This window comes from Lysinibacillus contaminans, assembly GCF_001278945.1.
GTDB lineage: Bacteria > Bacillota > Bacilli > Bacillales_A > Planococcaceae > Lysinibacillus > Lysinibacillus contaminans.
Window position 1 is genome coordinate 1,324,185 of record NZ_LGRV01000003.1, and the last position, 15,138, is coordinate 1,339,322.

Consider the following 15,138-nt stretch of genomic DNA (forward strand, 5'->3'; position numbering starts at 1 on the left):
TTTAACTCCTAAACCAATCTAACATATTGTGTTTGATGTTTCAATAGGTGTTTTGCACTTTGAAATTGCAAAGCCTCTAATTTTTCTCGAAGCAAGCCCGATTAACCTGTAGTTATACACAATTTCTCAAAATTTCTAGTGAAAATATTTTGTGCTTGCAGCTCTTTTTCAGGATGTACACCGAGAATAATGACTGCACAAGGTCCCGCTGTTTTTCCAACATCTAGTGAGCTTTCTACTTTTTCATCACCAAATAATCGTGAAAATTCTACTTGAAGCCCTTTAGATCCAACTGGCCAAACTTGCTGTACTATTTCTTCTTGCCACGCATCAAAAATTGGTTGCAATTGAGCTACATTTTCAGGTTGCTCGAGCACCTCATTGCCAACAAGCGGCAGTCCGTATGTGTACCAAATTAGTTCACTACGCTCAAACACAGCACGTTTTTGTATCTCACCAATCATTGTAATGGATAAACCAGATTGCAATGTTGGCATATTTGACTCAGAGGATCCAGCTACACGTGGGCGCACGAGACCGATTTCATCAAATACCTGTTCAATTCCTGCTACGTAGCGACTCCATGCATCGTCCCCTGAAAAATTAGCAAGTAAAATATGCGTAGGAATTGCATTAGCAGCAAGTTGCTCTAGAAATGTGACCCGTGCTGTTAAATATGCTGTCAATTTGTCAGGTGCAGCCACAACATCTTGTGGTTTTTCACCAATGGCCGCGGCATTATCTGTCGTTGCAATTAATCCGCCAATTCTTACAGCATTTCTCAATGTGTTCGCCCTTCTTTTCGCACAAATACTTTCGAAATGACTGGCATCGCTACAGCGACAATCACTAGGTTAATGAGTGTTGCCATGAACAGACTAGGCAATGACCCCCAGAAAAATGCAGGACTTATGATAAAATAGAACGGTAGTGGTGCAACAATGCCATTTAAAATAAGTGCTACTGGCCATTTCAAGAGGTTCAACCCTTTTTTATGCATAAAACCAAATATCCATACTACTACAAACATTTCTAATGCGATAATAATATGTAGTGGCCCAAGTGGGAAACCTGATGTTAGTGCTGTAATAAAATATCCAATCATACCCGCTACTCCAGCTAACATCGGGGATAAAAATACTACACTTAAAAATGCAGGTGCAGAGTCTAGTGCCGCCGTTGATACAAACGATGGAACTTTAATGACTGCACCAATTGCACAAATAGCTGCAACCATTGCTGTTAGCGTCAAGTTCATTAATTTTTGTCGATCCATGTCCATTTCCTCTTTTCTTTTTATTTTATCGTCTCGCCGATACCATACCAAATACGTATAACTTGTTCGGCTTCAGCAAATAACGCCTGGTACAAACGACCACACGTATCACGCAGCAATCGTGCTTGTTTTTCCATTGGCACCACGCCACGCCCCATATCCGTCACAATTATATACAGTGCACAATTTTCTTCAAGAACCTTTAGTCGTGTTAAAATATGCGCGACAATGGCCTCATCTTCTTCTAAATTTTGTGTTATGAGCCATTTTTCTAAATTTTTTACCACTAACGCTTCACATGGCGGGACTTTTTCAGGAAAGAAGCCATCTGCAATAAATACGTCTTGCCCATGAAGCTCTTGCATTACATAGTTGGTTTTCCCATTATAGGCACCACCGATAAAGACATGCATCTCGCCCCCTCCTTCCAAGCCTTTTGTGAAAAGATTAACGTGAACATCACATGATGCGGCACATCGTATGACCAAAAAGGCTTTTCCTCTGGCGCAAAGTGAACTAATAACGTACGAATTACACCACCATGTACAACAAGTACGTAGTCTTGTTCTTCTTTTGGTAACGCTAAAAAACCATCAATAACTCGGGCACAAAACGTATCAAAGCCCTCCCCGTTTGGTGGGATGTTCTCCACCGGATTATCTAGCCATTCACAGTACCGATCATCTGACTTTAATTCGTCGTAAGTTTTTCCTTCAAAGTCGCCAAAATTAGATTCCCGAAAACGCGTTTCTGGCACGTAGTTTGCTAGTGGAAAATAACGAGCAGCTGTTTGTTGACAGCGCATTAAATCACTGCCATACACTTTGGTCACATTTAAGTCCACTTCTGGTAATACTGAATCATCTAACAAAGGTGCATTCGTCCAGCCTAGATAACGCTTTTCGATATTTTCTCTCGTCGGCGCATGTCGCATCAGACGCACAGTAACAACGTCACCCATAACACGACCTCCATTCCTTCAATCGATGCACCGAGTAAATCCCCAGACACACCACCAAAATTACGTAATGTAAACTGACGAAATACAAAAAGTGCGACGGCTAAAACAGCTAGCAACACAAACTGCACAAATAAAGCACCCGTCACATATACGGCGCCGCTAACAGCAATAATAAGTGTACCAATCATCCAACTTACAAGCATTCCCGGTTGTATATGCGTTCTAAAAAAGTACGCAAGACCCTTCTCCTTCGAACATTTCAACGACATAAAGTAAAAACTCATCCCAACTCTTGTCACGAGTGGAATAAAAAGCAGCATCCACAACGCTAACTTATCCTGCGCGAATAATTCATGAAGCACCACAAATTTTCCGAGCACTAAGAATAGCACCGACATGACACCAAACGCCCCGACGCGCGGGTCATCTAATATTTCTAGCCGCTTCTCTCGGTCACGATACGAAAAATACGCATCCCCCATATCGATAAAGCCGTCCAAATGGAGACCACCCGTAAAGAGCGCAAATAAAACTATCACTACAAAAGCTAGAAGTATTTCACTACTTGCCGTCCATTCCGTTAAGCCGTAAATACTAGCTGCCACTAGGCCCCCCATAATAGCACCCACCCACGGTAAAAAGGCAAACATTCCGGTAATCGTAGTTTTCGTCAGCGGAATTTCTTTATGTACAGGCAAAACTGTAAAAAACTGAAATGCGAGTAATACGCTATGCCATATATTTTTCAACTCTTTGCCTTCTTTCTTGTTTATTGATTTCAAACATTAATGGATTTGTCATAGATTGAGCGATTTGGCTCCGAGGTTGGGCGACTTGGCTCCAAGGTTGAGCGACTTGGTCCCGAGGTTGAGCGACTTACTTCCCAGGTTGAGCGACTTGGCCCCAAGGTTGAGCGACTTACTCCCCAGGTTGAGCGACTTGGCCCCAAGGTTGAGCGACTTACTTCCCAGGTTGAGCGACTTGGCCCCAAGGTTGAGCGACTTAGCTCCAATGTTGAGCGACTTGGCCCCAAGGTTGAGCGACTTAGCTCCAATGTTGAGCGACTTGGCCCCAAGGTTGAGCGACTTTCCATCGAGGTTAAGCGACCTCCCCCAAAGACGGAATGATGATTCGTTTATTTCCATTTCTTTACGATACCATAATTCATTTCATATGCCTCGTTAGCGACAGAAACGAACCATTGATGTAATTTCCCGAGCATTTGTCGATACAATTCGACTTCTTCACTCGTATAAGGTGGCTCATCGAATATTTCATTGGACACAACAAAAAGCGTCACCTTTTTTTCAAGTAACGTCACTAACGCTTCTTTCATCAGTCGTAGCTTCTCCTCTAGGCAACCGGGCTTTTCTACACATGGTGTCCCTCTATCGAAGCCTTCATAAAAAGCATTCGTCAACCAAGTTGTAACACAGTCCCATAGTACTACGTCTCCTTCTACTAGCTCACTAAAAGCAACATTCACATTATAGGGCGATTCAATTGTATGCCATGTCACACCCTGTGCTTGTCGGTCCCCTCTATGCCGTAAAATACGTTTTTCCATTTCTTTGTCCGTTGCCACGCCAGAAGCAATATAAACGAGCCGTTTTTCTCGTAACGACTCGTTTTGATATTGAGCTACTGCAGTCTGTTCAGCAAAATGAGATTTGCCACTGCGTACCCCACCTGTTATGAAAATAAGTGGCATTTTTCACGCCTCCTTACTGTAAATGCGACGTACTACCGATTTCTTTTACTTCCCATTGATCATTCACTGCATCCACGATTGTGACACTTGTGTCTTCAATCGTAGGCAGTGCCCATATTTGTCCAATACCTCTTCCTAAAATAGCATTTACGATACATTTAATCGTCACCCCGTGCGACACGATTAAAATCGTATCATCCGGATATTGCTTAGCAATACTTTTCAAGGCATACATCGCACGCTCAGTTACAGCGCCAAAGCTTTCTGTATGAGTCGCAATAAATTGAGCTGGGTAATCAGTATATACTTCATAAGCGAAACGATCGAACTCACGAATTTCGTCGATGGTCATGCCCTGCCAGTTCCCTAAATTAATTTCACGCAAATCATCTTCATAAAAAATAGGTATATTTTTATCGTGCACTAAATAGTGAAGCGTTTCCTTTGTACGTTCACTTGAACTACAGTATGCCGCTGCAAACGGTACGTTCTTTAATTGTTCACCTAGTTTTTTCGCACGCAAAATACCATCAGACGATAAAGGTGAGTCTAGCCACCCCTGCAACCTATGTTCTTTATTCCAAACAGTTTCCCCATGTCTAACAAGATAAAACATTGTCATTTATCTCACCCTTGCTATATTGTTTTAAACCATTCCTCTAAACAGCCATGTAAATGTGACATTGCTGTAATATCCTTCATCCCCACGCGAAACCATTTTCCGTTAAGACCTTTAAAATTTTTCGTATGCCGTAATACGATACCTTTCGCCAAACAGTACGAAAAAAACACATCTGCATCATTTGACTTCGGTAACGAAAAGCACACATAATTCGTTACACTGTTCGTTACTTGACAGCCATGCGCTATTAAAAATTCATGCAACCATTGTCGTTGTGTAGCCGCATGTTGTATAGCATTATGGCAATAGTCTTTCTCGTCTAAACAGCCTGCACCTATCACAAGTGCAAAAGCATTGATATTCCAATGCGGTAACATTTCCTTAAGTGTTGCCACAATGCCTGGACTGGCTACTAAATAGCCAAGGCGTAGTCCAGGTATAGCATACATTTTTGTCATTGAACGCACAACAATGACATGTGGATTTTCCGCCACACAATCAATCAGAGAAAAATCTTCGCTTACCCAGTCGATAAATGCTTCATCGAAAATAATTTCACATTGAACTTTTGCCCCGTGTACGATTAATTGCTCCAGTTCATTCTTTTTAGGAAGTACCCCAGTTGGATTGTTTGGCGTACAAATGATTAATGCATCTGCTACCATCATTTCCTCAAATAAACGGTCCATCGGCAGTGCGTATTGAATAACATCTTCAACGATAACTGATATAACTTCCGCATGTGCTGCTTTTAACGTCCGTTCGTACTCGGCAAAAGTCGGATGAATGACAATCACTCGTTTTTTTTCATAGCGTCTGGCTAGAACGCTAAATAACTCAGATGCGCCATTTCCAAGTAATACTGTTTCTTTTGGCAGTCCATGAAAAGCCGTTACCTTCGATAAAAATGGTTCCCCATCTGGATCAGGATAACGCTGAATTAACGGAAAAAATGTACGCCAACGTGCCTCAACAAATGGCGGAGGACCCGCGGCATTAACATTTTCACTAAAATCATAAACTTCTGTTGGCATAGCGAGCCCAAGCTGGCCATACACATTGTGCGGATTTGCTCCGTGATTAGGCAATTGCAAGAATAAGCACCTCCACTGCTATTATCACGAGCGTAAAGAGTAAAGTCGCCACGCGCATATGAATGACGGCTGTTACAATATGCTCCTTCGTCAAAGGGACTAATTTCTCCCCCATTGTCGCTCGAAAAGATTCAATTCCTTGATACGTATTTTTACCGCCAAGCTGTACGCCTAATTGCACAGCTGTCGCGGCTTCTAAATAACCACTATTCGGACTTGGATGCTTTTTAGCGTCTCGCAACCAACGTTTCAAACGTTTACCAAGTGACACATTCGTTTCATTTTTCGTGCCAAGTACCATTAATAGCCCCGTTATACGACTTGGTACAAAATTCAACACATCATCAAGCTTCGCCGCAAACATACCAAAGTCTTGGTATGTTTCATTTTTATAGCCAATCATCGAGTCTAACGTATTAACCGCTTTATAACCCCATAAACCGATAGCGCCAAATAAAAACGCGTAAAACAACGGCGCTGTTACTCCATCGCTCGTATTTTCTGACACTGTTTCAACGACGCCACGAACAATTTCATCCTCGTTGAGCTTTTCTGTATCGCGCCCAACAATCCACGATAGCTTCACACGGGCCTCTGCAATATCACCTTTTACAAGTGGCTCATACACCGCCATGGCTGCCTCTTTCAAACTACGTTGTGCTAAACCTATACCTATTAATAGTCCTTCCACAACAATTCCAAACATCACACTAACATTATAGCTAACAAGTATAATTGCCGTTACAACAAACATCGTCGTACCCACGACTGCAAGCGCCATAATCATGCCACGTAATTTACGCATTTCCCCCTTATTCCATAGCTCGGTTTGCGACTGAATTAGTTTCCCTACCCAGCGCACTGGATGTGGTATTTTCGGTGGATCTCCTACAACTAAATCGAATACTAGCCCGATGATACAGGCGATCATCAGCGCAATCATATTGGATTCTCCTCTTTATCTTTTTTATATTTTCGGATCGCTTCTCGCATTGTCTCGTAGACACCATGTCCAATGACTTTGCCGAGCATCGTAATCGGACCCGCGTATTGGTGATAGTCTCCCTCTTCCGTTGACGCAATGAGAAGGCTATCTGTTGATGTACCTGTTGCTAACGTTCCCGTGGTTGGATCTACTATTTCTTCATCGAAAAGTGCTTTGACCTTCGCCTCAGTCGTCGAAATCATTGCTTGAAATAATGCCTCGTCCGATAACTTTCCATTAATCAGCACCCATGTATTAATGGTGCCTGCATGGTATTGCTCCTGTCTTTGAAACGCGCGTGTAATATCAACAGCATTCCCAAGCCCTGCTGTAATCATGACAACAATTCGAATCCCTTCGTAGTCGAACTCACGCACTGTTGCGTAGCGCGCATAGACAGCAGTCATCATCGCAACCGTATTTGACGCTGTAAAACCTTCACTCTCTATAAATCGCTTCAGCTCTTCATGAGGATGACGCTCATCATATTTATAAGGCACTGTCCGATTAACAAAATTCGCATAATAACCAAAACCTGGGTTATGCATTGCTGATGAGACCACTTTTAATGGCTTATCCATTTGTAAGGCTACATATTGGTCAGTAATTTTGACATGTTCTTTTTGAAGCAAAACCATTATTTCGCCCTCCTAAAACAAAAAAACAAATTCCCGTTCATCAGAATTTGTCTCGTTCATTTAATTAAATATGTACGCACATGGCTAACTTGAACCTAGTAAATTCTCTTTTAAGCAATATAAGAATCGACATTTTTTCAATATTCATTTAATCGAAATTGTATCATAATAATAACATAAAAAACAATGCCATTTAGCTGAAAATTCCTACGTTTAGACTAAGCACATATCATTTACTTAGGAATATTTTCACTGTCATTAAAAGTGTGTAAATATATAAGTTAAACTTTAGTATCTTGCAAACTATTACCTATACAATCATACGGCATGCTTCTGTCACTGCGCTTTCGTAGCAAAAGAAAATTGCTAGTCGCGAATGTCCGCGGTGTTAGATAATAGTTCAAATCTTTAATTCAATATAAATATAGGAGATATCTTTTTTCTGAAGACACCTCCCTATTGCTATTGTTGCTTCGATTTTAAGTTTTTAAAACGAACAATTGAGCCTGCGATGATAAATACCCAGCCGATGCCAATACAGACAAACTTCATAGATTTCGTAGATGCTGGCAGTATATCTAGAATTGTTAAACAAACAATTAATATACCGATCACTGAAAGACCCATGCCAAATACTAGTTTATTCACTTTTGTTCCCCCTATCTCTCTGCCATCGATTCTACCTTATTCTAGCGAAAAAGAAAACACTAATCCAAGCCGCGATGGCTGAATTAGTGTCATGTGACTACGCTTTTACTGGTGAAAAAAACTCTCCATAAAGAGCTTGTAAAATTTGGTTTTCAAATTCCTCTAATACACCAAATACTAAGCTAACCTCTGATGATCCTTGATTGATCATTTCGATATTAGCACCTGTTTTTGAAATAGCCGTTGCAGCACGTGCTGCCAGACCCGTGTTATTTCGCATACCTTCTCCTACAATAACAATCATAGAGAAGCCATGACACATTTGTACATCATCAGCAAATAATTCAGTTTTCACACGAGACATAATACGCTCTTCAATTTCTGGTGTTAGCTGATTCGAACGCATAATCACCGAAATATCATCAAGCCCTGATGGTGTATGTTCGTATGAAATGTTCTCATCTTCTAAAATATGCAATAGCTTTCGACCAAAGCCAATTTCGCGGTTCATCAAATATTTTGAAACATATAACGTCGAAAAACCACTATCAGCTGAAATTCCTGTGACTGGACGACCTGTTGCTTTTCGAGTAGGCACGATACGTGTACCAGGAGCAGAAGGATTATTCGTGTTTTTAATGTTAACCGGCACCCCAATCTTGTACACAGGCATTAATGCTTCATCATGGAAGACAGAAAAACCTGCATAGGATAATTCGCGCATTTCGCGATATGTGATTTCTTTAATCTCCACTGGGTCATTGACAACTTTTGGATTTGCAGAGAATACACAGTCTACATCCGTAAAGTTTTCATATAGCTCAGCTTCAACAGCTGCTGCTAAAATTGATCCAGTAATATCCGATCCCCCACGATCAAATGTGCGTAATACACCTGCTTTTGTATAGCCAAAGAAGCCAGGGAAAACAATAATTTCCTCTGTATTTTTAAGAGAAGCTAGATTTTCATATGCTTCAGGTAGTGCAAATGTACGCTCTGGTAGGTCATTTACAACTAAGCCTTCTTTTGGACTTACGTAACGTGCAGGCATACCGATCGAATTAAAGTACGTAGCGATTAGCTTCGCGTTATTGTCTTCTCCTGACGCTTTTAGACTATCTACGAATAATTCTGTATTGGATTTGTCCCCTTGTAGGCGTTCTCGTAGATCATTTGCAATCACTTCACAAATTGTATTATTTAAATTTAAACCATCAGCAATCGCCTTATAGCGACTCACTACTGTTTGTATTTTTGTCTCTATATCGGTATTGTTCAGCGCTGCATCTGCTAAATCAATGAGTAAATCTGTTACTTTAATATCGTCGCCTGAGCGTTTCCCAGGTGCTGATACGGCTACGATTTTACGTGACGGATTTGCTTTCACAATGCCTGCCACTTTTTGAATTTGTTCAGCGCTCGCTACTGATGTTCCACCGAATTTACATACGATCATAACTATCAAATCCTAACTTTTTAAAATGAGTGTACCTTCCCAAAAAACAATTGAATGTACACAGTGTACAAACTATCATTCTCCACGTCAATACAATTTCAAAAATTCACGCAATTTAATTTTGAAATATGGGCAATTTTCGCACCATTTGGTTTATTATACGGATTTCAAGTGAAATAGTTAAGGTTTTTTTATAATTTTTTCATTCAGCTCACCTATTTAGAAAAATATTTACTTGAGCTAGCTTAAAATATCTATGGAATTAGATACTTTTAAGGCTACTTGTAAAAAAGCAAGCGAATATCACTTGGTTTCTACACCAAAATGCTTTGTAACAGCTTTTCAATCCTTTTTTGCTCACGTCTTGAAAGCTCTATCCCCTGTCTTTCTTCTATATAATAAAGTAAACGCTTACTTTCATTAGTATACGCTGAAAAAATCGGGGTGTTTGTGCTATTTTCAACATTAATCTGTGTCGATTCATTTGCAAAATATACGGTTCCCTGCACCCAGATGTCCAGTTGATTTAGACGTAAAAATTCATGTAATCGATAGGCATGTGTTGTCACCTGTTTGACAGGATTATAAAAGGTAGTCTCACCTGAACGATGTTTAGTTTGTCGTAGTCTCTGGTCAGTTGCATCGCCTTCAATAACACCTGAGAGATTTTTTACCTCAACTACGAATACACCACTTGGTCCGACAACAATAGTGTCTAATTGACTTTCCTTATTTCCAATCACCACTCTCACATCCGGAAAAACCGAGTATGTATTTGGCAGCTCCGAGAGTAGATAGAGTGCCTTGTCTTCACCTGCAAGACCAGCTGTCACTTTACCAAGCTGATTTTTTAACATTGATTGGCGACATATATACAAAGCAACAAGTGCCGCAGAAATAATTGTCCAAATCACTTGGTCCCAATGCCACTGAATGAACACGACGAGTAGAACACCTATGACCGATACTATCCGGTGCAAATAGCGTCTCATTGTTAAATTTTTGATATCTCTTTCTAGTTGTCGTTCGTGCTGATAAATTTTTGCCATTCTACCATTTAAAAAAAGATTGATTAGCAAAGTAATCAATCTTTTTAACCCTTTCCATTTTGTTCTGTATTTGCAAAGACAAATGCCAATTTCGCATTTTCTAGTTTTAGTTTTGCCTTACCCTTTTTCCCACTTTTCCATGTAAAACGTATTTCACGGGTATCTTTGCCGAGCAGTAACTTTCTCGCGTCTGTCGGTGTAATTTTTCCCTTCATAATGACTTTCGCAATGAAAAATTTACACGCTTTATTCGTACAGCTATAACCTTTAAAGCCTTCGACTACATCACTGCCACACTCAACACAACGGCCAACCTTTACTATTTCTTTTTCAGCTACTTCCATCTCTAATGCCTTCATACTTGCTGTCGTTTCATCAATAAAAGTAAGCATTTCCTGATAAAATGCTGCTGAAGATAGCTTACCATCGACTATGTCCTTGAGTTTTTTACTCCATATGGCAGTTAGTACCGGCGACACAACATCATGTCCCTGCAAACTAGCAATCACATCAATGCCAAATTGCGTCGCAACAAAGGATTTTTTCTCACGTGCCATCATTCCAATTGTAATTAACTTCTCTAAAATTTCAGCACGTGTTGCAGATGTGCCAATACCTTCTGCGTCCTTTAAACTGGCCTGCAAATTTTTGTCCTCAACAAAACGACCTGCATGAAACATTGCATCGAGTAATGTGCTATCCGTATAGCGAGCAGGTGGCTCTGTCATTTTCGATAGTATTTCCTTGCCTAGAAGTGGTACTTCCTGCCCTTTTGTTAGCAACGGTAACGGCATTTCCTCTTTTTTACGATGTGTCTCGTACAATACCGAAAATCCCTTATCAATGACCATATTGCCACTAGCCTTCAAGAACTCTCCATTTGATGATAAAAACATCACAGTTTTATCAAGTACATACGGTGGCATAAAAATAGCAAGCAACCTTTTTGCTATTAAATGATAGACTTTTTGCTCAAGTGGATTTAGTTTTTCCAGCTTTGGCACTGTATCCGTCACCGTAATTGCGTGGTGGTCGGTTAACTTTTTATCATCCACATAGCGTTTTGAATGCATGACTTTTTGAATATGTGTTGAATTCGCACGCAACCCCTCTACGACATTTGTATATTCAGGTAATGCGGAAAGTGCTTGTAAATGTTTATCAATGCCCAATGCAAAATCTGTCGGTAAATGCTTTGATTCCGTACGTGGATAGGTTATCAGCTTCTTCTCGTATAAGCTTTGCGCAATTTTTAACGTGTTAGCAGACGTTATACCATAAAACTTATTCGCTTCTTTTTGTAATTCCAGTAAAGAGTGTAACGATGGAGCAAAAATCGTCTTACGTTCTGTGTTTAAGTCCTCCACAATCGCTAGTGGACCAAGCTTCTGCCAAATACCTTCCGCCTGCTCCTTTGTCTCCACTCGGTTCACCTTACGCGTACGATCTACCCACAGTGCCGAAAAGCCGTTAAAATGGCCTGCAATTTGAAAATATGGTTGCGGCACAAAGTTTCGAATTTCTAGCTCTCGCTGCACAACAATCGCTAGTGTCGGCGTCATTACACGCCCAACTTTTACTGTACGGCCACCTTTTACCGTCGCTGCCCTCGTTAAGTTGAGCCCAATCAACCAATCAAAAATCGTCCGATACATCGCTGCATTACGTAAATTTCGGATAAGCGGATCCCGTTCATCAAGTAAATGCTCTAATGCTTGACGAATACCCGAATCAGTCGTTTGTGACGTCCAAAACCGCTTCACTGGAAGTTGGCAACCTACTTTTTTATAAAACGAATAAAAAATGTTTTCTCCTTCCATTCCAGCATCACACGCATTAATGACAAAATCGTAGTGATTATTCTTTAATTTACTTGCAATATCCTCATACACCTTATATGCCGTTTTTTTCACCCGAAACTCAAAACGCTGTGGCACCATCGGCAATAACGCCAAATCCCACTTCTTCCATTCGGCTTTATATTCATGTGGTTCCTTTAGCTCAACTACATGTCCAACAAATGACGCAAAATCAATCGTAAAGGGTAGGCTCATTTTTTTTGCCACTCGTTCAATATCACGCATGAGCGATGGCTTTTCTGCAATTAATAAGGCTCGCAAACCTTTCCCTCCTTTACAGAACAAACGTTTCATTTATTATAGCTTAAACTACTTCAGTATTCTATGTATAAAAAGATAAAATGCCAAAAATACAAGAGAGACTCGAAAAAAAAAGATGTGGGAAATCAAGCACTTGAACGATATTAAAGCCCCCAGCAGCTTAAGTTGGGGGCTTTAATATATATGTTCTATTAATTTTCTATGATATATTTTTCCCCTTTCTTTTGTTTGAATCTCTTAGCACCTCCTACTGAACCAGAAATACCACAGGCAAATCCAAATCCTGTTAAAGAGTTTGTTTGTGCAAATTCTGATACCTCGATAATAGTTGCACCGGATTGCGCTATGATCGCGTTTCCTTCTCTATCGATATCTGGTAGATTCTTAAGGAATAAAAATCCCCCCCGTATGCCGCCTTCCTTAACGATTAGATTAGAACAGTTCCCCCAAAATTGTTAATGGAATCTCTTCGTTACCATAATAGTTCACAACTTCTACGGTTTGGCTGTACCTGTTCAAAAAAAAACTACATCAGCTGGTCCGCCTATCTTTGTGTCGGTGTAATCACTTAAAGTACGCTCGAGATGAGTTAGATCCTTCGGGGAAATGATTGAATAGTTTATTTTTGTGTAGATGTTAGTGTCATTGTCCTGGTGTGAGCCTCCTATGCTGTTAGATGATATGAAACTTTTCTAGGTAATACTTTACGATAGCTAAATATTCTCTGAAGTAATACTTTACACGAAATTCAGAAGGTGTTGCGGCCGGTAAACCGGAAACATTAAGACCTAAATCTTCACCTATGGCTTTGGAGCGATATAGATGGAATCGATTTGTTACAACTACAACTGTGGAATCTTCGTCTATATAATCCATTGAATACTTGAAGTTTTCAATAGTACGAGTGGATTTGGATTCGGTTATAATACGTTGCTCATCAATGCCTAATTGCATTAGAGATTCTTTGATCACTGAGGCTTCTGGAACAATCTCGTCCACCCCTTGGCCACCAGAAGCAATCGCTATTGTATCTGGGTTTTCTTTCAAGTATGTAGCTGCCGTCTTAATGCGCTCAAATAATAAACTTGAGGGCTTGTCTCCGTCTAGGCGTGTACCTAAGACAATGAGATAATCCGCATTATCGATTGCAGTATCTTTGCCCTCAAATACGATAAGTAAGTGTAGGCAAAGGAAAAAGGCTGTAATTAACGACAGCAAAACAATGATGGGTTTCAGTAGCTTTTTCATTGTTCCTCCCTTATAAGCAGTAATGATTGTCATTATATAAATAATCGATGGTAAATATCAATATGTAAAATGTAGAGTATGTGAAGTATTTAATTAGTTTATTAGAAATTAGAGGAATATCAGGGATTTAATTTACAAAGGTGGAATGAACTTGATGAAATAAGATCATTTCAAAAGTGAGGTGGTGGTAATGATATTTCTATTAACGATTATATTCAGTGTGTGTACTTTGAGTTTCTGTTTTTCAAACTACGAGAAGATCATGCGACAAGAGCGCCAAATTGAGAAGCTAGAAGATGCTAAAAAGTAGTGTAACTCCGTCCATCATCATTTTACTGTATTTTATCCATTTATCTGGATCATGCGAACCTAAAAAAGGCCTATTTCTCATATCATTAAATGTTTTTACACAACCCTCACATAAGTACCTTTATCTAAAACAATAATTACCATTACGTTTTACAGCAGTACTTTCACAACGAAGACAACCTAAGCCAGAGGAAAAGCGAGACTCCTTAATCTTAGGAAGTACTTTTTCCATTCATTTCCTCCTTTTGGATATAGGACTTGTTTAATTGACTTAAATAAGGCTAGTTGATCTACTTTTTTAAAATTCTCCGACTGCTCCATACCCATATTTTAACATTATTGAACACCTTCTGAAACTGCATTATATTCAGCCATGATCAGTATTTTCAAGACCGCAACAATCTATATGAAAACTGCCTTCATCAAATCCGAAAAAACTAGGCGTTGGCTCACAAAAAAAGCAGAAGGGTTAGCATGTTCTTCTGCTTTCTAATTTATTGTTTAAATATAACTTTTGTGGCTTATGTTTTTACCGATAAATAAAGATATAAAACCACCTGCTATTAGAGCAAGGGAAAGGATACCATAGGATAAACCTAAAAATCCTCTTACATTAACAACTCCACTATAAAATAAAGTAATGGCAAAAACAATTGATACAATGCCTGGAAGCATTTTTATTAAAAATGGAAATTCTTTATTTCTAAACCATCTTGTAAGTGCCAAAATTATAACTACCGGTATAAAAGAAAGCAATAAAGGTCCTAAAAGCATCATAAAATCCACCTCTTCCAGTTAATTCTTACAATTTTATTCTAACATAAAATTCTGAATTTGTTCACAAAATTTTCACATTTTTTTTATCTAGTGTAAAAAATTACGTTCGTTTCGTATCTCTTTTCGATTCTTTTAACAGGTATAGTGATTGTCTATGACACACCAAAGACCTTGCGGAGACGATAGGAACAAATGACATAGCGGAAGTAGACGGAGAAAAAGCGCATGCCGACTCTTTAATGGC

At 39.7% G+C, this 15,138-nt stretch carries 17 protein-coding genes; all 17 read right to left on the minus strand.

The window, feature by feature from the left end; translation table 11 throughout:
- Positions 1-101: 101 nt before the first annotated feature.
- Complete coding sequence (locus AEA09_RS08640; RefSeq protein ID WP_053583447.1) at positions 102-785, minus strand: hypothetical protein; 684 nt, start codon at positions 783-785, stop codon at positions 102-104.
- Complete coding sequence (locus AEA09_RS08645) at positions 782-1,276, minus strand: ECF transporter S component (RefSeq protein ID WP_053583448.1); 495 nt, start codon at positions 1,274-1,276, stop codon at positions 782-784. Before AEA09_RS08645 ends, AEA09_RS08640 begins: the two co-directional genes overlap by 4 nt.
- Before the next feature lie 20 nt (positions 1,277-1,296).
- Positions 1,297-1,689, minus strand: a complete 393-nt coding sequence (locus AEA09_RS08650; protein ID WP_053583449.1) for a bifunctional adenosylcobinamide kinase/adenosylcobinamide-phosphate guanylyltransferase — start codon at positions 1,687-1,689, stop codon at positions 1,297-1,299.
- Entirely contained in the window at positions 1,641-2,237 is a 597-nt protein-coding gene (locus AEA09_RS08655; protein ID WP_053583450.1) for a histidine phosphatase family protein, read from the minus strand. Before AEA09_RS08655 ends, AEA09_RS08650 begins: the two co-directional genes overlap by 49 nt.
- The gene (gene cobS / locus AEA09_RS08660) at positions 2,210-2,986 is read right to left on the minus strand and encodes an adenosylcobinamide-GDP ribazoletransferase (RefSeq protein ID WP_053583451.1); all 777 of its coding nucleotides are present in this window, start codon (positions 2,984-2,986) and stop codon (positions 2,210-2,212) included. Before cobS ends, AEA09_RS08655 begins: the two co-directional genes overlap by 28 nt.
- Positions 2,987-3,034: 48 nt before the next feature.
- Positions 3,035-3,382, minus strand: coding sequence for a hypothetical protein (locus AEA09_RS08665; protein ID WP_053583452.1), 348 nt, complete (start codon positions 3,380-3,382; stop codon positions 3,035-3,037).
- Entirely contained in the window at positions 3,373-3,948 is a 576-nt protein-coding gene (locus tag AEA09_RS08670) for a bifunctional adenosylcobinamide kinase/adenosylcobinamide-phosphate guanylyltransferase (RefSeq protein ID WP_053583453.1), read from the minus strand. Before AEA09_RS08670 ends, AEA09_RS08665 begins: the two co-directional genes overlap by 10 nt.
- Positions 3,949-3,961: 13 nt before the next feature.
- Positions 3,962-4,570 (minus strand): histidine phosphatase family protein, encoded by a 609-nt coding sequence (locus AEA09_RS08675; RefSeq protein ID WP_053583454.1) that lies wholly within the window; start codon positions 4,568-4,570, stop codon positions 3,962-3,964.
- 14 nt (positions 4,571-4,584) lie between these two features.
- Complete coding sequence (locus AEA09_RS08680) at positions 4,585-5,664, minus strand: pyridoxal phosphate-dependent aminotransferase (protein ID WP_053583455.1); 1,080 nt, start codon at positions 5,662-5,664, stop codon at positions 4,585-4,587.
- Complete coding sequence (cbiB, locus tag AEA09_RS08685; RefSeq protein ID WP_053583456.1) at positions 5,651-6,607, minus strand: adenosylcobinamide-phosphate synthase CbiB; 957 nt, start codon at positions 6,605-6,607, stop codon at positions 5,651-5,653. Before cbiB ends, AEA09_RS08680 begins: the two co-directional genes overlap by 14 nt.
- Positions 6,604-7,287 carry an adenosylcobinamide amidohydrolase gene (locus tag AEA09_RS08690; protein ID WP_053583457.1) on the minus strand — a complete coding sequence of 228 codons (684 nt, stop codon included), beginning with the start codon at positions 7,285-7,287 and terminating at the stop codon, positions 6,604-6,606. Before AEA09_RS08690 ends, cbiB begins: the two co-directional genes overlap by 4 nt.
- Before the next feature lie 462 nt (positions 7,288-7,749).
- Positions 7,750-7,935, minus strand: coding sequence for a hypothetical protein (locus AEA09_RS08695; RefSeq protein ID WP_053583458.1), 186 nt, complete (start codon positions 7,933-7,935; stop codon positions 7,750-7,752).
- Between the two features lie 97 nt (positions 7,936-8,032).
- A complete protein-coding gene (locus AEA09_RS08700) occupies positions 8,033-9,391 on the minus strand; it encodes an aspartate kinase (protein WP_053583459.1) in 1,359 nt (452 codons plus the stop codon).
- Positions 9,392-9,705: 314 nt separating this feature from the next.
- Positions 9,706-10,479: a nuclease-related domain-containing protein gene (locus tag AEA09_RS08705; RefSeq protein ID WP_082332606.1), complete on the minus strand. Its 774-nt coding sequence runs from the start codon at positions 10,477-10,479 to the stop codon at positions 9,706-9,708.
- A 5-nt stretch (positions 10,480-10,484) separates the two neighbouring features.
- Entirely contained in the window at positions 10,485-12,560 is a 2,076-nt protein-coding gene (locus AEA09_RS08710) for a DNA topoisomerase (RefSeq protein WP_053583461.1), read from the minus strand.
- A 672-nt stretch (positions 12,561-13,232) separates the two neighbouring features.
- Complete coding sequence (locus tag AEA09_RS08715) at positions 13,233-13,808, minus strand: YdcF family protein (RefSeq protein ID WP_053583462.1); 576 nt, start codon at positions 13,806-13,808, stop codon at positions 13,233-13,235.
- An 810-nt stretch (positions 13,809-14,618) separates the two neighbouring features.
- Positions 14,619-14,894, minus strand: a complete 276-nt coding sequence (locus AEA09_RS08720) for a hypothetical protein (RefSeq protein WP_053583463.1) — start codon at positions 14,892-14,894, stop codon at positions 14,619-14,621.
- Positions 14,895-15,138 lie beyond the last annotated feature (244 nt).